This window comes from Actinoplanes xinjiangensis (genome assembly GCF_003148685.1).
Lineage (GTDB): Bacteria > Actinomycetota > Actinomycetes > Mycobacteriales > Micromonosporaceae > Actinoplanes > Actinoplanes xinjiangensis.
On the sequence record NZ_QGGR01000002.1, the window covers coordinates 24,494 to 41,143 of the forward strand.

Annotated in this window: 10 protein-coding genes; 4 read left to right on the forward strand and 6 right to left on the reverse strand. The window is 70.6% G+C overall.

What is annotated here, in order from left to right; genetic code table 11:
• Positions 1-54: 54 nt before the first annotated feature.
• Complete coding sequence (locus tag BC793_RS03675) at positions 55-1,413, forward strand: GGDEF domain-containing protein (RefSeq protein ID WP_109589181.1); 1,359 nt, start codon at positions 55-57, stop codon at positions 1,411-1,413.
• A gap of 17 nt (positions 1,414-1,430) precedes the next feature.
• Here BC793_RS03675 and BC793_RS03680 read toward each other — a convergent pair whose 3' ends face one another.
• Genes BC793_RS03680 through BC793_RS03690 form a run of 3 tightly spaced genes read right to left on the reverse strand, consistent with a single transcriptional unit; the run spans position 1,431 to position 3,239 of the window.
• The gene (locus BC793_RS03680; RefSeq protein ID WP_109589183.1) at positions 1,431-2,276 is read right to left on the reverse strand and encodes an NAD(P)H-hydrate dehydratase; all 846 of its coding nucleotides are present in this window, start codon (positions 2,274-2,276) and stop codon (positions 1,431-1,433) included.
• Positions 2,260-2,976 (reverse strand): histidine phosphatase family protein, encoded by a 717-nt coding sequence (locus tag BC793_RS03685; RefSeq protein ID WP_109589184.1) that lies wholly within the window; start codon positions 2,974-2,976, stop codon positions 2,260-2,262. Before BC793_RS03685 ends, BC793_RS03680 begins: the two co-directional genes overlap by 17 nt.
• Before the next feature lie 38 nt (positions 2,977-3,014).
• Positions 3,015-3,239 carry a hypothetical protein gene (locus tag BC793_RS03690; RefSeq protein WP_109589186.1) on the reverse strand — a complete coding sequence of 75 codons (225 nt, stop codon included), beginning with the start codon at positions 3,237-3,239 and terminating at the stop codon, positions 3,015-3,017.
• A 130-nt stretch (positions 3,240-3,369) separates the two neighbouring features.
• Here BC793_RS03690 and BC793_RS03695 point away from each other — a divergent pair, with 130 nt between their 5' ends.
• Positions 3,370-5,655, forward strand: coding sequence for a putative bifunctional diguanylate cyclase/phosphodiesterase (locus BC793_RS03695; RefSeq protein WP_109589188.1), 2,286 nt, complete (start codon positions 3,370-3,372; stop codon positions 5,653-5,655).
• Between the two features lie 60 nt (positions 5,656-5,715).
• Positions 5,716-8,142 (forward strand): EAL domain-containing protein, encoded by a 2,427-nt coding sequence (locus tag BC793_RS03700; RefSeq protein WP_109589190.1) that lies wholly within the window; start codon positions 5,716-5,718, stop codon positions 8,140-8,142.
• Here the strand turns inward: BC793_RS03700 and BC793_RS03705 are convergent.
• Together BC793_RS03705 and pulA are read right to left on the reverse strand one after the other, a co-directional pair.
• Positions 8,129-8,629 (reverse strand): DinB family protein, encoded by a 501-nt coding sequence (locus tag BC793_RS03705; RefSeq protein ID WP_239170148.1) that lies wholly within the window; start codon positions 8,627-8,629, stop codon positions 8,129-8,131. The genes BC793_RS03700 and BC793_RS03705 overlap by 14 nt on opposite strands.
• A gap of 188 nt (positions 8,630-8,817) precedes the next feature.
• Positions 8,818-14,292, reverse strand: a complete 5,475-nt coding sequence (gene pulA, locus BC793_RS03710) for a pullulanase-type alpha-1,6-glucosidase (protein ID WP_239170147.1) — start codon at positions 14,290-14,292, stop codon at positions 8,818-8,820.
• A 277-nt stretch (positions 14,293-14,569) separates the two neighbouring features.
• Here pulA and BC793_RS03715 point away from each other — a divergent pair, with 277 nt between their 5' ends.
• Entirely contained in the window at positions 14,570-15,619 is a 1,050-nt protein-coding gene (locus tag BC793_RS03715) for a LacI family DNA-binding transcriptional regulator (protein ID WP_109589196.1), read from the forward strand.
• 124 nt (positions 15,620-15,743) lie between these two features.
• Here the strand turns inward: BC793_RS03715 and BC793_RS03720 are convergent, their stop codons facing one another.
• Positions 15,744-16,649 carry a sugar ABC transporter permease gene (locus BC793_RS03720; RefSeq protein ID WP_109589198.1) on the reverse strand — a complete coding sequence of 302 codons (906 nt, stop codon included), beginning with the start codon at positions 16,647-16,649 and terminating at the stop codon, positions 15,744-15,746.
• Between the last annotated feature and the right edge of the window lies 1 nt (position 16,650).

The window sequence follows — 16,650 nt, forward strand, 5'->3', positions numbered from 1 at the left end:
GTCGGTCTGACCGATCAGGGCACCATGACACCAGCACCGACTCGGCTTCGCCGGATGGCACCGCCGCGGCAACTCGGCGCTCGCATCCGCTGGCTCTTCCTGATCTTCATTCTCTTCAATGTGGGCACCGCGGTGCCCCGCACGCTGACGGGCGACCTCGCACCGCTGCCGTGGCAGCTCGCCGCGGTGGCCGCCGCGCTCGGCCTGGGCTGGTGGTGGCTGCGCGGCTACCGCACCGGCACGTTCCCGGTGTGGGCGGCGCCGATCGAGGGCGTCGCGCTCGGGGTGATCGGCTACGGATCGCACAACTGGCTGATCACTCTCGGACTGCTGTTCTCCGCCGTCTCGTTCCGCGGGCTCTACGGGACGTGGCGGCACGCGCTGGTGATGACGGTGTCGCTGTTCGCCGCGTCGGTCGCCGCGATCGCGCTCACCGAGCCGGCTCAACTCGGCGTCTTCCTCCAGCAGACCGCCGGGGTACCGCCGCTGGCGCTGTTCACCGCGGCGGTCGCGGAGAGCACCCGCCGGCAGGAGCAGGCGGCGGCCCGGGAGCGGGTCTTCGCCCGGCTCGGTTCGACCCTGGTCACCACGTCGGACGCGGAGGCGATCGGCCGGCACGCCACCGACGCGGCGCAGGAGCTTCTCGGCGGTCTGGCGGGCGGCTGGGCGGCGATCACCCGCAACACCCCGGAGGGCCAGACGGTGAGCACGGTCGCCGGCCCGGTGCCGGCGGCGCTGCTGGCCGGCGACATCTCGTCGGTACGGGTGACGCTGACCCTGCGCAGCGACAAGCAGTTGTACGGCACCCTGATGGCCGGCGGCGACGTGCCGATCCCGGCCGACGTGATGCCCAGCCTGGAGGCGCTGGCCGCACAGACGGTCCTCGGGCTGCGTAACGCCGAACACGCCGCCGACCTGCGGCATCAGGCGTTCCACGACAGTCTGACCGGGCTGGCGAACCGGCTGCTGCTGCGCGACCACCTGGAGCAGGCGGTCGCCCGGGCCCGCCGGGGCAGCCCGGTGGCGTTGCTGCTGATCGACCTGGACGGGTTCAAGGCGGTCAACGACACGTACGGCCACGCGACCGGCGACCAGCTGCTGGTGGCCGTGGCACAGCGGCTGCGCGACGGCATCCGGGGCGCGGACACGGCGGCCCGGCTCGGTGGTGACGAGTTCGCGGTGCTGCTCGACGGCATGGACTCGCCGGACGACGCGGTGCTGGTCGCCGGTCGTCTGCTCGCCTCGCTGCAGGAGCCGCTGACGGTGTCCGGGGTGGAGCTGGCGCCGCGGGGCAGCGTCGGCGTGGCGGTGTGGCGGGACCACGCCGACGCCGACGCGCTGATGCACGACGCGGACACCGCGATGTACGCGGCGAAGTCGGCCGGCCGGAGCCGGGTCTCGGTCGCGGCCTGACCCGGCGGTGCGCCCGTTCAGACCGAGGCGATCGTGAAGGCCACCTCGTCGAGGAGTTCCCTGGCCAGGTAGCCGATCCGGCCGTACCGCGGGGCCAGCCGCTGGCCGCTGACGGCGTGGGCGAACGCGCCCCAGCAGGCGGCCTGGGCCGGTTCGGCCCCGCGGGCGAGCAGCCCGGCCACGATCCCGGCGCGGACGTCGCCGCTGCCCGAGGTGCCCAGGCCGGAGTCGCCGCTCTCCTCGCGCCAGGCCCCGCCGCCGGGTGCGGCGACGTGACCGTAGAGGGAGACCACGGCGTCGTGGCGGTCGGCCAGCTCCCGCGCGGCCGCGGCCAGATCGTCGCCGGGTTCCCGGCCCAGCAGGTGGCCGGCCTCGACCAGGTTGGGGGTGAGCACCGCCCGGGACTGGCGCAGCAGGCCGGCGTCCTTGCTGAGGGCGCCCAGGGCGTACGCGTCGAGCACCACGGCGGTGTCCTCGCCGGCCGCGCCGAGGACCGATCCCATCAGCTCGAGGGCGCGGTCGATGTCGTCGAGGCCGGGGCCGAGCGCGATCACGTCGGCCCCGGCGGCCATCTCCAGCACCTGATCGGACGGGATGCCCTCCGGTGCCAGGCCGACCACCTTGGCCTCCGGGACGCTGATGCTCAACGGCACGGCCGACTCCTCGGCGACCACGAGTTGCAGCCGTCCGGCGCCGGCCCGCATCGCGGCGACCCCGGCCAGCAGCACGGCCCCCGGGGTGCAGCGGGCACCGCCGACCACCAGGACGGTGCCGCGGGACGTCTTGTCGCCGCCCGGGCTCGGCAGCGGCCAGTCGCGCAGCAGTCCCGGCGTGACGACCCGCTCATCAGACCGGTTCGGCATTGACGTCCTCCTGCCGGGTCGGCGGGGCGTCGTGGCGGTGCAGGTGGTCGACCGCGTTGAACAGCTCCGGCACCAGACGGCCGCCGTCGCGGCGCCAGGTGCTGATCGAGCAGTTCGCGATCGCGCTGCGGTGGGCGAGGTCCATCAACTCGGCCTCGCTCAGCCCCTCGGCCAGATAGCGGACCATCAGCACGGTCGCCTCGTGGGCGAACAGGACGACCCGGCCGCCGGGATGGTCCTCGCGGATCTCGCGCAGCAGGGCGCGCAGCCGCAGCAGCACGTCGGCCCAGGACTCGCCGCCCGGCGGGCGATAGTAGAACTTGCCGAGCCGCTCCCGGCGGCGGGCCTCGTCGGGTAGCCGGGCCTGGACGCCGCGGGCGGTCAGCAGGTCCAGGACGCCCAGTTCTCGGTCGCGGAGGCGCTCGTCGACGATGACCGGCACACCGCTGTCGCCGAGCGCGATCTCCGCGGTCTGCCGGGTACGCAGATAGGGCGAGACCACCGCCAGGTCGGGCGGATCCCCGGCCAGGAAGCGGCCGACAGCCTCGGCCTGTTCTCGTCCGGCCGGGGCGAGGGGCACGTCGGCGTCCCGCTCCGGGATGTCGATCGACTCCGCTCCGGACGTCTCGGCGTCCTGCGCGGTGACGTTGCCGGTGCTGAGGCCGTGCCGCACCACCGCGAGCCAGTGCAGTTGCTCCATGCCCGGCCCTTACCCCGGCCGGGCCCCCGTTATCCCGGTCAGCGGTGCGGCGCGAACGCCTCCAGGGTGCGGGCCTGGTTCACCAGGTGGTCACGGGTGTCGCCCAGCTCCTGGATGGCGGCGCGCAGCGACTCGGTGCCGGGCACGTCGCCGGCGATCGCCCGGGTCGCGGTGAGCACCTCCATGGTGGCGGCCATCGTGCCGGCCGCCGCCGACAGCTTGCGGGTCATCTCTTCGCGCAGGAGCAGCAGCAGTGGATCCACCAGCGGGACACCTCCGGGCGGGGCGGCTCGACGGCCGCCGTTCGAACGGTCCTGATCGGCCGGACCATGGTGGCTCTGAGGGGACTCGACATTTTCTACACATCCGCGGCGCCGGCCCGATCAACAGACCATGCACGTGCTGCGCCGTCTCGATCCGCCACTGGTTCTGGCGTTCGCCCTCTTCGCCTTCGTCACGGGCTGGTTTCTGACCGGGTTGTGGCACGTCTGGGACCATCCGGTGCTGCCGTGGCTCGGGGTGACGGCGCTGTCCGCGCTGACCACCTACGAATGCTGGCGGACCGCCCGGTACGCCCGGCTGGACACCGACATCCGCACCTTCTGGCGACGCCTCGGCATCGCGTGCGCGATCCTCGTCCCGGGCTCGCTCAGCACGATGTACGACTCCGTCGGCGGGCCGGTCCTGACCCAGGAGATCTCGGTGCCCACCCAGATCGTCTTCGGGCTCGCGCTGGCGATGATCCTCACCGCGCTGCTGCGGTTGCCCACCTGGCGGCGTACCCGCGGCGACTGGCTGCGGTTCGGGCTGGACACCGGCATCATCCTGATCACCGCCGGGGTGCTCGTCTGGCACTACTCGCTGAGCCGGATCGACTTCAGCGCCTCCCCGAACAGCACGCCGCTGTCCGGCCTGGTGATCATCATGGTGTCGTTCGCCTCCCTGGTCACCTTCGTGAAGGTGGCGTTCGCCGGGGCCGGGCGCCTGGACCGGGGATCGCTCTACCTGCTGGCGGTCGGCGTGGCGCTGTCCGCGGCGACCGGATCCATCGTGCCGCTGACCGCCGACCGGCCCTATCTGGCGCCGGGGCTGATCGCCTTCCCGGTCTCGGAGATCGCCGCGATCCTGGCCGCCCGCCGCCAGCGCCGCCGCTGGGACGCGCCGACGCCGGCCCGGCCCGCGTCGCGGCGGTTCAGTCTCGTGCCGTACATCTCGGTCGTCCTTCTCTATGCCGCCGTGTTGCAGGTGGAGATCCCGCAGAGCGGCGAGGAGGCACGGATGGCGATCGCCGCCACCGCGGTCACCGTGCTGGTCGTGCTGCGCCAGCTCACCACGCTGCGGGACAACGCCCGCCTCCTGGACGCCGTCGACGCGAGCCTCCAGCAGCTCGATCACCAGGTGACGCACGATGCGCTCACCGGGATCGGCAGCCGGTCGGCGTACACCGGCGAGCTGTCCGCGCGCCTGGCCGGTGGGGAGCCGTTCGTGGTGGCGCTGCTGGACCTCGACGACTTCAAGGTGATCAACGACCGGTACGGCCACGCCACCGGTGACGCGCTGCTCCAGGCGATCAGCGGGCGCCTGCGCGACCGGCTGCGCCCTGAGGACACCGTGGCCCGGCTCGGCGGTGACGAGTTCACCCTGCTGCTGCCCGGGATGACCGAGGCGGACACCGATCTGCTCCTGCACGAGCTGCTCGCCGCGGTGCAGGCGCCGGTGCTGGCCGGTGGCCTGGAGATGGCGCCGCGGATCAGCGTCGGCGTCACCGCGAGCCGCCCCGACGACAGCGCCGGGGAGCTGCTGCGCCGTGCCGACGTGGCGATGTACGCCGCGAAGACGGCCGGCGGCGGCCGGTGGACCTGGTTCGACCCGATCATGGACCGGCTCGCCGACGACGACGCCCGGCTCACCGCCGACCTGCGCCAGGCCATCACCCGCGACGAGCTGTTCCTGGTCTACCAGCCGATCGTCGAGCTGCCGCACGGCCGGCTCGCCGGGGTGGAGGCGCTGGTGCGCTGGCGGCACCCGGAGCACGGCCTGGTCTCGCCGGCCGTGTTCATCCCACTGGCCGAGCGCAACGGGCAGATCGTCGAGATCGGCCGCTGGGTCCTCGAACAGGCCGTCGCACAGACCGCACGCTGGGAACGCGACCTCGGACCGAACGCGCCGGCCAAGGTCAGCGTCAACGTGTCGGCCCGGCAGCTGGGCCAGCCCGGGTTCCCGGCGGAGGTGGCGGCGCTGCTGTCGGCGGCCGGTGTCGATCCGGCCCGGCTGACGGTGGAGGTCACCGAGACGGCGGTCCTCGGCACCGGGGTGGCGCTGGAGGTGTTGCGGGCGCTGGCCGCGCAGGGGCTGAGCATCGCGCTGGACGACTTCGGCACCGGCCAGTCGTCGCTGAGCCTGCTGGTGGACTGCCCGGTCGACTGGCTGAAGGTGGACAAGTCGTTCGTCGACGGGGTGACGTCCGACAGTCCGCAGGCCGTCATCGTGGACAGCCTGATCGGGATCACCGAGGGGCTGCGGATGCAGGCGGTCGCCGAGGGCGTGGAGACGGCCGAGCAGGCCGAGCGGCTGTACCGGGCCGGATACCGGTTCGCGCAGGGATTCCACTTCGCGCGGCCGCTGGCCGAGAGCGACATCGAGCTGCTGATCGCGGCCCAGCAGGTCCAGCTGACCTGATTTCAGCTCATCTCCGCATGCGGCGGGCCGATCTGAGGCACCGTCGGGGTGGGGGTGAGCATGAACGTACGCCAGAAGCTGCTGGGCGGATATCTGCTGGTCGCGCTGCTCGTCGCGGCGATGGCGGGGATCGCCTGGCACTCCTCCACCGCCTCGGCGGAGCAGGCCGCCACCGAGGAGGCCGTCCGGATCGCGCACGGTATGTCCCTCGACGTCACCCTGGGACTGCCGGTCGACACCGAGAACGAGGTGGTCTCACCGCTCTACTACAGCCCCCGGGCACTGGACAACTACCTCCAGCGGATGCACGAGGTCCAGCACCGCGACGCCGTGGTGGTGGACGCCGCCGAGTACGTGCTCGGCGACGTGGTCCGGGAGAACGTCGGCACGATCTTCGACCACGATCTCGCCGGCGAGGTCGGCGCGACGATCGACGACGGCCGGCCGCGGGTGTTCGTGGAGACCAGCGAGGACTACCCGGACGGCATCAAGCAGGTCGTGGTGCCGATGACGAACACCGGCGGCCGGACCATCGGCGCGATCATCGTCGAGTACACGCCGATCTACGACCAGCTGATGGCCGCCACCCGGCAGGCGCAGTACATCACCCTGATCAGCGCCACCGTGGTGATCCTGCTGGTGCTGGCCCTCGGGTTCGGGCTCTCCGGCGCGCTCGTCCGCCGGATCACCTCGCTCACCACCGCGGTCCGGGCCATCCGGACCGGCGACTACACGTTGCGGGTGCCGCACGACGGCCGCGACGAGATCGGCCGCCTGGCCCGGGCCTTCAACTCGATGGCCGAGAAGCTCGAACGCTCGGCCCGCGAGATCCTCGCCAAGGAGTTCACCGACAGCATCCTGGCCGGCGCCGGCGAGGGCATCTGCGGTGTCGACCCGGACGGGCTGATCGCGTTCGCCAACGAGGCGGCCGGCCGGATCACCGGCTTCGGTGTCGCCGGCCTGCTCCGGCGGGAAGCCGGCGTGCTCTTGCCGGAGGCGGCGAAAGGCCTGGTCAACGGCACCCGAGAGGGCCGTCTCCAGCGCCCGGACGGCACCGAGGTACGCGTCGAGTACACGATCAGCGCGCTGGAGAAGGAGGGCCGCCCCATCGGCGCCGTCATCCTGCTGCGTGACGTCACCCGGCAGCGGGACCTCGAACACGACCTGCGCCACCAGGCGCTGCACGACGGGCTGACCGGCCTGCCCAACCGCAAGTTGCTGCTCGACCGGCTCGACCACGCGCTCACCCGGGCCCGCGCCGCCTCCGAACGGATCGCCCTGCTCTACCTCGACCTGGACGGCTTCAAACGGGTCAACGACAGTCTCGGGCACAACGCGGGTGACCTGCTGCTGCGGACCGCCGCCGAACGGCTGGCCGCGGTACTGCGCCCGCAGGACACGGTGGCCCGGCTGGGCGGCGACGAGTTCGCCGTCCTGCTGGAGGGGGCCGACACCCCGGCCGTCGAGGAGATGGCCCGCCGCTGTCTGGAGGCGCTCGGCCGGCCGTTCGTGGTGCACGGCCGGGAGGCGGTCGTCACGGTCAGCATCGGCGTGGTCCCGGACGCCGGCCGGTTCGCCGACGCCGACGAGGTGGTCCGCAACGCCGACGTCGCCATGTACGCGGCCAAGGACCTCGGCAAGAACCGCTTCATGGTGTTCGAGACCCGGATGCACGAGCAGCTGCTGAGCCGCCTCGACCAGGAGGCACGGCTGCGGGAGGCGGTGCACCGCGGCGAGTTGCGACTGCACCTGCAGCCGGTGGTCGCGCTGCCGGACGGTCAGGTGTCCGGGGCCGAGGCGCTGGTCCGGTGGCAGGACCCGCAGCGCGGGCTCCAGCAGCCCGGCTCGTTCATCCCCCTCGCCGAGGAGACCGGGATGATCATCGAGATCGACCGGTGGATCCTGCTGGAATCGTGCCGGACGATCCGCCGCTGGCAGGAGGAGAGCCCGGCGACCGCGCCCGCCTGGGTCAGCGTCAACCTGTCCGCCGTCCACCTGGACCTGCCGGATCTGACCGATCACGTCGCGTACGCGCTAGCCACCACCGGTCTGTCACCGCACTGCCTGGTGCTGGAACTGACCGAGACGGTGATGATGCGGGACCTGGCGGTGACCTCGGCCCGTCTGGAGGAACTCCGGCAGCTGGGCGTCAAGATCGCGATCGACGACTTCGGGACGGGGTACTCGTCGCTCGGCTACCTGCGTGACATCCCGGTGGACGTGCTCAAGATCGACCGCTCGTTCATCACCGGGCTGGTCGGCAACGCGCGCCAGCAGGAACTGGTCAGCGCGATCATCCAGCTCGGGCACACCCTCGGATTGCGGGTGGTGGCCGAGGGCGTCGAGGAGGCCGACCAGCTCACCCTGCTCACCGTGATGGGCTGCAAGTTCGCGCAGGGTTACCACCTGGGCCGGCCTCAACCACCCGACGAGCTGCGGGCCGGGCTCGCCGTGCCGGCTCTGGCCCGTACCGTCACCGGGTCCTGAAAAGGTCTCTCAGCAGCAGGATCTCGGCACCGTGGTGGATCATCTCCCGGTTGATGTGCAGGACGAGCGTGGCCATCGGTTCCTCGGCGAAGCCGCGCTCGGTGGGCCCGACCGGGCGGTGCAGGCCGTCCTCCCCGAGCAACGCCACCCCCTTCGACCAGGTGTGATAGGCGTCGTCCAGCTGAGTGAGGGCGCCCGCGGCGGTGCCCGCGTAGAGGTGGGTCAGGTAGTCGGCGGACCCGGCGCCGAAGTGGGCGGCGTTACGGGCGCCGAGGACGCCAACGATGAGGTGGCCGAGCCGCCAGGCGATCGTGGTGACCGGCGGCGGGGACGGCTCCGGCATGTCCCAGTCGATGGTGAAGTCACCGCCGCCGGCCGCCATGCCGGTGGTACTCGTGCCCCGCGGGCGCACATTCCACGCGCCGGGCGCGGGTTCCCAGAGGTACTCCTCGTCGGTGAGGCCCTCCAGCCGGGGGCGGAAGTGCACCCGCCAGTGCCAGTCGAGCTGTTCGCGAGGTGCCGGTTCCAGTCGAGGCTCATGCTCCCCAGGCTGCCAGGTCCTGCATGGAAACGGCCACCGCCCACCTCAGCTGGTGGATGAGCGGTGGCCGCGACAAGGGGGCTGAGGACCGGGCCGGCGCCGGAGGTGGAAGGGCCCGGCACCGGCCCGGGGTCTCAGCTCTGCACGAAGACCGAGACGGTCCGTGCCGGAACGGTCAGCGTGCCGGTGGACGCGGTGTACGACGCGGAGCGTGTCACCGGGTCGGCGGAGGCCTGCTGGACAGGGTGGAGCGCCACCTTCTTACCGGCGAGACCGGGCACCTTCTGGGTGGCCGTGGTCGTGCCGGCGTTGAAGACCACCGTGATCGACTTCCACCGGGGGTCGATGCCGCGGGCGTCCACGGTCATGGTGATGACGCCCGGGGTCTCGTTCACGCCGGAGAGCGGGAACGCGACGCGCTGCTGCACCTGCGAGCCGGTGGCCAGCCCGAAGGCCGGCGTGGACTTCCGGATTCTCAGCAGCTCCTGGTAGGCGCGGTTCGCCTGGTTGATCGCGGCACAGTCCGGGATCAGGGCCGGGTCGGCGAGCAGCGGCCTGGCGTAGACGTACTTCGACTCGTTGTCCGCCTTGGGCGGCAGGCCGCGGCCGAAGCCGTTGCCCCGCGAGCAGTCCCAGATGATCTGGTTGAACCAGTCCCCGGAGTTGAACGAGTTCCGGTCCAGCGACTTCGAGCGGAGCAGTTCGCTGCCGGCCGTGACGAACCCGGCGCCCTGGCCGAGCACGGTGGTGGCGAGCGCCACCGACTGGGCCCGGGCCCGCTGGGCGGCCGTGGTGGACTGCGGCAGCTTGTAGGCGAACGCGTCGTACAGGATCTCGTTGTCGTGCGCGTCGACGTAGGTGATCGACTCGCCCGGGTTCTTCGTGTAGCCGGCCTGCGCGCCGTTGTAGTCGACCTGTGAACCCTTGACCGCCGCGCCGGCCGACGAGGTGAACGTGTAGTCCGCCAGGTTGCCGGTCAGGCCCACCTTGATCAGGTCCTGGTAGTGCAGCAGACGGGCCTTCTGCTCGGCCTCGGTGCCGTTGACCGCGTCGCCGTTGGGGGCGCCGGCCAGACCGGACGCGAAGCCCTGGATGCGCGGGTTGCCGTCGAACGGGCCGCCACCGCGGACCGCGTCCCGGAGCCGGTCGTTGAACGTGCCGATCCCGGTCCCGGCGAGCTCGGTCTGGGACGCCTGGACGAAGCGCGCGTTGTTCGCGACCTCACCGAAGTTCCAGCCCTCGCCGTACACGTAGATGTTCTTGCCGTCGACGCCGTCCTTCGCGACCGTGAGCCGGTCGAGGGCCTTGCGCACCGCCAGGATGTTCTCCTTCGGGTGGTGGCCCATCAGGTCGAAGCGGAAACCGTCGACCCTGTACTGCTTCGCCCACGTGACGATCGAGTCGACCACGAGCTTGCCCATCATCGCGTTCTCCGGCGCGGTGTTGGCGCAGCAGGTGGAGTTCGCGATGCTGCCGTCCTCCAGAAGGCGGTGGTAGTAGCCGGGCACGATCTGGTCGAGCACCGACTTGGCGTCGGTCCCGGCGGCCGAGGTGTGGTTGTAGACGACGTCCATGACCACGCGCAGCCCGGCCTGGTTGACGCCGGCGACCATCGAGCGGAACTCCTGCGTCCGCTTGTCGGGGTCGGCCGCGTAACCGCCCTCCGGGACCGTGTAGTGCAGCGGGTCGTAGCCCCAGTTGTAACCGTCGGTCGCGGCGACCGCGGCGATGCAGGCCTGCTGCTCCTCCGAGTCGGGCGGCAGCGAAGCCAGGTCGCAGGCGGGCTGCCGCTGGTCGGCGCGCTTCTCCGGGATGGTGGCGAAGTCGAACGCCGGGAGCAGGTGCAGGTGGGTGACGCCGGCACCGGCGAGTTCCCGCAGGTGCTTCATGCCCGTGGTGTTCCGGTCGGTGAAGGCGCTGAACGTGCCCTTCTTCCGCGTCGCGACCGAGTCGTCGGCGATCGAGAAGTCCCGGACCGACAGCTCCGAGATCTGGATCTTCGCGGGCGCCACCGCGGCCGGTTTCCTCAGGTTGTTCCAGCCGGCCGGCGCCAGCGCCGGGTCGGACAGGCTGACGAACCGGCTGTGGGTGGAGTCGGCGGTCAGCGCCACCGAGTACGGGTCGGTCACCGACGCGGTGACGATCTTCTGCGTGGCCGGCTGCCACGCGGTCACCCGGAACCTGTAGAACTTCCCGGCCCAGTCGCCGCGGCCGGACCAGACGCCGGTGCGGTCGTCCCGGGACAGTTCGACCAGCGCCGGGGAGACCTGGTCGGCGGTGTCGTAGACCTCGAGTTCGACACTGCGGGCGGTCGGCGCCCAGACGGCGGCGCTCGCCTTCCTTCCGCTGACGACCGGGCCGAGGGTGGCGGCGGCCGCCTTCTCGTAGACGTCGTCGAGGACCCCGGCGAGCTGGACCCCGGTGGCCGAGAGCAGCTTTCCGGTGGCGTCGCGTTCGGTGACGACCACCTGGCCGCGGAGGATCTCCGGGAGCCTGTTCGTGTTGATGGCGAACGCGCCGTACTGCCAAAGGTGCGGAAAGGCCTCACGCTGTGCCTCGGTGAGGCCGTTCCTCTGCGCGGCGAGAGAGACCGACCGGTACGTCCCGGTCAGCTCGCCGTCCGCGACGCCGATCCCGCCCGTCGGCGACCACACCAGGTCGTAGACCCTGCCGTCGGTGCCCGCGCCGACCGGCTCCAGGGTGGTCCCGGTGCCGGTCTTCCAGGCGATCGTGCCCCGGTCCAGCCAGACCGCGGCCGACTTGGTGACGTCCGCGACGCCACCGCCGGCACTGGTCTTGACCAGCGGCAGCAGACGGGTCTCCTGGCCGGCGAGCAGCCAGACCTCCCGGCCCGCCTTGGCGAAGTCGAGGGACTGGTCGGTGGGCAGGTCCTTGGTGTCACCGTTGTGGAGGATGTAGCTCAGCGACGTCGCCCCGGCCGCCAGCGGCACCTCGAAGACCGCGCCGTAGCTGTCGATCCGGGCCGGGAGCAGCGGGCTCGACCAGTCGGTCGGACTGGCCGCGCCGGCCCAGACGTGCAGGCCCCAGCCGTCGTAGTTCCCGTCGGCCCGCTTCCAGTGGATGATCGCCTTGGACTCGTCCTGTGCCGGGTCGGGCTGACCGGTCGCCGCCTGCCGGGACGGATGGACCGCCGCGTCGCCCTGCTTGATCCAGATCTCCGGGTTGGCGCCGATGTTGATGGTGCGGTCGGCGTCGACGTCCTTGGTGCCGTTGTCGTCGACCACGACGAACCCGACGCTCTTCGCGCCCGGCTTGAGTTTGACGTAGGCGAAGCGGCCGTACGAGTCCTCGCCGGTGAACTGCTGGCCGTCGGGCCAGGTGGTGGACATCGACGGGTCGACGTCGCCCCACACGTAGAGGTTCTGGTCGTCGTAGCCGCCCGCGGGCCGCTGATAGTGCACGACCGCGTAGCCGGCGGTGGACTCGGCCGCCGGCGTGCCGACGGTGATGTTCGTGGTGGCCGACGCGAGCCGCCCCCTGCTGTCGCGCACCACCGCCTTATACCGCACCGCGGTCTTCCCGGCCAGCCCGGTCAGGTCGTGGTAGATGCGGTAGGGGGCCCGGTCGGCGGTGCCGAGCAGCTTCCATTCGCCGTTGCCGGCCTGGGCCGCGAAGGTCACCGTGGACAGCGGGTCACCGACGACGTCGGCGACGATCTCGGTGCGGCCGGCAACCGATGCGCCCGGCTGCGGGCCACTGAGGGTCACGGTCGGGGCATGCGACGGTACGGCCACTGCTCCCCCGGCTCGCAGGACGACGGAGGACAGCGCCGGAACGGTGACGGTGATCCGCCCGCCGGCGTCGGCGTTCGCGCTGGCGGCCCCACCGTAGATCCCGGTGAACACGGTGTTCGGGGTGGACGTGGCGAACGAGACGGTCTGCGCCGTGGTGGCGTTGTTGACCGCGACCACGTACTCCTTGCGGGTGGTGTCCCGGGCGATCCGGGAGGCGGCGAAGACGCCCGGCCCCTCGGCCGCGTAGCGGGTCTGCTGGATGCCGGTGACCAGCGCCGGGTTCGCCCTACGGAGCTTCGCCAGCTCGGCGATGGTCCGGTAGACGGGGTGCGACGTGTCGTAGTTGTCGACCGCGTGCGTGCGGTCGGTGCCGATCAGGTCGTCGTCCAGGTAGTCGGCGCTCTTGTTGGCGAACATGTCCTGACGGGCGTCCTTGTCGCCGCCCGGCCCGGTGAAGCCCTGCTCGTCACCGGAGTAGACGACCGGCTGGCCGCGGGTCAGGAACATCAGCTCGTGCGCGAGCTGGTCGCGCTTGAGCTGGGTGTCGGCGGTGGCCGCGGCGGCGATGAACGAGCCGATCCGGCCCATGTCGTGGTTGCCGAGGAAGGTCGGCAGCCGGTCCGCGCCGGTGTTGCGGGCGGTGTAGAGGTCGTCCTTGGCGTAGAGGCCGGACAGGGCGTTCGCGCCGCTGTTGCCGGTGACGAAGCCGCGGGCCGTCTCCTGGAACGAGAAGTCCAGGGTGGCCGGCAGGTTGCCCTCGCGCACATAGGTCGACTGGATCTCCTGGTCGGCGCTGTAGACCTCGCCGAACATGAAGAAGTCCTTCTTGCCGGCCCGCTTCGCGGCCTTCTCCACGCCGGGCGCCCACTGCTGCCAGAACTCCAGGTTGGAGTGCTTGACGGTGTCGAGACGGTAGCCGTCGATCCCGGTGTCCTTCACCCAGTCGCCGTAGATCTTCGTCATGCCCTCGACGACCTCGGGCCGCTCGGTGAACAGGTCGTCGAGACCGACGAAGTCGCCGTACTCGCTGTTCTCACCGGCGAAGGCGGAGTCACCGCGGTTGTGGTACATGTTCACGTCGTTCAGCCACGCCGGTTTCTTCACCTTGCTGTCGGCCGCGTTGGCGAACACCGGGGTGTACGGGTACGAGGTGGCGTCCGTCTTGGGGAACTGTTTCGAGGTCGCGTAGTTGCGGTCCTCGAACGGCTGCCCGTCGGTGTCGGTGTAGGGCGAGTCCGCCTTGTCGACGTAGGTGTACTTGTCCTCCGCGTACCTGATGACGTCCGCGGTGTGGTTGACGATGATGTCCAGGTAGATCTTCATGCCCCGCGAGTGCGCGAGCTTGACCAGCTTCTTCAGGTCGGCGTTGGTGCCGAAGTGCGGGTCGACCTGGGTGAAGTCGGTGATCCAGTACCCGTGGTAGCCGGCTGACACGTCGGCGCCGGTGCCCTGCACGGGACGGTTCTTGAAGACCGGGGCGAGCCAGATGGCGGTGGTCCCGAGGCCCTGGATGTAGTCCAGGCGGTCCATCACGCCCTTGAGGTCGCCACCGTGGTAGAAGCCCTTGTCGGTGGGGTCGTACCCGGTGGAGAGCCGGTCTCCGGAGAGGCCGCCGCGGTCGTTCTTCCGGTCCCCGTTGGCGAACCGGTCGGGCAGCACGAAGTAGAACTGCTCACCCGAGGTGGGATTGTCGGAGCCCCACTGGGCGATCACGGAGTCGCCGGGCGTTTTCCCTCCGGCGGCGGACGGTGCCGCGACGGCGGCGGAGGCCGGCACGGCGAGAAGTGGGAGGACGAGGCTGAGCAGCGCGGCGCCCAGCTTCAGACGGCGGTGCAAAGGTCTGTTGAGTGCCACTGCGCACCCTTCCGATTCGGTGGTATCGGATTGACAGTTCTATATTTCGTCACGTCCCCCCGGCGCGGAAGCCGCTGGACGCCCTCGGAGTAGAGTGCTCCAGGACAGGCTCGACGACGCGCCGCGGCGACAAACCCGAAAAAGGCCGTTCAGGACGCGTTCCATCGACCGATCGGCCTGTATCGCTCCTGTTGCCGGGACGTTAGCAAGGTCTTGCATGGAATGGAAGACCTTTCAGGACCATGCCGAGCACACTACAGACGACTAGAGTGAGACCATGCGTGCGCGAATGGCCGATATCGCCAAACAGGCTCAGGTCAGTGAGGCGACGGTGTCGCGTGTCATTAACGACCGCCCCGGCGTCTCTGCTGAAACCCGACAAGCGGTCCTGACCGCACTCGACGTCCTGGGTTACGAACGACCGGAAAGATTGCGCAAGCGCAGTGCCGGTCTGGTCGGCCTGGTCGTCCCCGAGCTGGACAACCCGATCTTCCCCGCCTTCGCCCAGGTGATCGAGTCGACGCTGGCCCAGCACGGTTACACGCCGGTGCTGTGCACCCAGTCGCCCGGCGGCGTGACCGAGGACGAGTATGTGGAGATGCTGCTCGACCGGCAGGTCTCCGGCATCGTGTTCATCTCGTCGCTGTCCGCCGACACCACCTCCGACCGCTCCCGCTACCAGCGCCTGCTCGACCGGCCGCTGCCGATCGTGCTGGTCAACGGCTACGCCAAGGAGCTGGAGGCACCGTTCGTCTCGTGCGACGACCGGGTCGCCGGCGACCTCGGCGTGGCCCACCTGGTGGCTCTCGGGCACCGCCGGATCGGCATGATCTCCGGCCCCAACCGGTTCATCAACACCCAGCGCAAGCTGGAGGGCTACCGCATGGCGATGAAGCGGGAGGTGGGCCTCTCCGACGCCGAGGTGAACGACCTGGTCTCGCTCACCCTGTTCGGTGTCGAGGGTGGCGAGGTGGCCGCCGAGCGGCTGCTCACCAAGGGCGTGACCGGCATCATCTGCGCGTCGGACATGATGGCGCTCGGCGCGATCCGGGCCGCCCGGCGCCGTGGCCTGCGGGTTCCCGAGGACGTGTCGGTGATCGGCTTCGACGACTCGGCGCTGATCCCGTTCACCGACCCGCCGCTGACCACGCTGCGCCAGCCGGTGGCCTCGATGGCGGTCGCCGCGGTGCGGTCGCTGGTCGACGAGATCAACGGTCATGGCGCGCCGCACTCGGAATATCTCTTCCACCCCGAACTGGTGGTGCGCAACTCGACCGCGATCGCGCCGATGCGCTCGGAGATTCCGGTCGCCACTCCGGCTGCCTGACCGAAATCGTACGGATGGCGGCCATGTCGCGACCCGTACTCGGTGAGAGCGTTCTCCCGCATTTTCGAACACGACCGGCGCCCGCCGATTCCGGTGGGCGCCGGTCGTGTTTTCCATCGGACAATCAGCCCTTCGTGCCACCGGCGGTAAGACCGGACACGAGATGCTTCTGGGCGAACAGGAATACGATTCCGGCCGGGATCGTCACCAGGACGGCGGCGGCGGTGAGATATTCCCACTGCGGATTGAACTGCGGCACGAACTGCTGGAGACCGTACGCCAGGGTGTATTTGTCATCGGTCTGGATGAACGCCGACGCGTACGCGACCTCGCCCCAGGCGGTGAGAAAGGCGTAGAAACCGGTGACCGCGATGGCCGGGCGGGCCAGCGGCAGGATGACCCGCCAGAAGATCCGGAACGGGCCACAGCCGTCCAGTGACGCCGCCTCGTCGAGCGAGGTCGGGATCGAGTCGAAGTAACCCTTGAGCATCCAGGCACAGAACGGCACGGCGATCGTCAGGTACGCGATGACTAGCGCCGGGAGCGTGTTGATCAGGCCGAGCTTCGCCATGATCGCGTAGATCGGGACGATCAGGATGGACACCGGGAACATCTGCGTGACCAGGAAGACCATCATCAGCGACCGGCGGCCCGGGAAGTTGAACCGGGACAGCGCGTACCCGGTGGTCGCCGAGAAGAAGATGCCGATCAGCATGGTCAGGCTCGCCACGATGACCGAGTTCAGGAACCAGGACGGGAAGTTCGTCTCGAACAGCACGTACTCGTAGTTCGCGAACGTCGGGTCCTTGATCAGGGTGATCTCGGTGCTCTGCACGGCGTAACCGGGCTTGAACGAGGAGAGCACCACCCAGGCGATCGGGCCGATCGCGATCAGCACGGCCAGGATCAGCGTGCCGTGCAACGCCACCGACGCGCCGGGGCTGCGACGGCCACGCCGGGGCTTGTTGACACGCGCCGGCGCACCGCCTGCCGGCACCGCGATCGGTGGGGTCGTGGTCATCTGGGCCATG

What these genes read in the sequence shown, in the direction of transcription:
- BC793_RS03675 (WP_109589181.1), top strand. Translation starts at nt 55, where the DNA reads ATGGCACCGCCGCGGCAACTCGGCGCTCGCATCCGCTGGCTCTTCCTG.
- BC793_RS03680 (WP_109589183.1), bottom strand. Translation starts at nt 2,276, where the DNA reads ATGCCGAACCGGTCTGATGAGCGGGTCGTCACGCCGGGACTGCTGCGC.
- BC793_RS03685 (WP_109589184.1), bottom strand. Translation starts at nt 2,976, where the DNA reads ATGGAGCAACTGCACTGGCTCGCGGTGGTGCGGCACGGCCTCAGCACC.
- BC793_RS03695 (WP_109589188.1), top strand. Translation starts at nt 3,370, where the DNA reads ATGCACGTGCTGCGCCGTCTCGATCCGCCACTGGTTCTGGCGTTCGCC.
- BC793_RS03700 (WP_109589190.1), top strand. Translation starts at nt 5,716, where the DNA reads ATGAACGTACGCCAGAAGCTGCTGGGCGGATATCTGCTGGTCGCGCTG.
- BC793_RS03715 (WP_109589196.1), top strand. Translation starts at nt 14,570, where the DNA reads ATGCGTGCGCGAATGGCCGATATCGCCAAACAGGCTCAGGTCAGTGAG.
- BC793_RS03720 (WP_109589198.1), bottom strand. Translation starts at nt 16,649, where the DNA reads ATGGCCCAGATGACCACGACCCCACCGATCGCGGTGCCGGCAGGCGGT.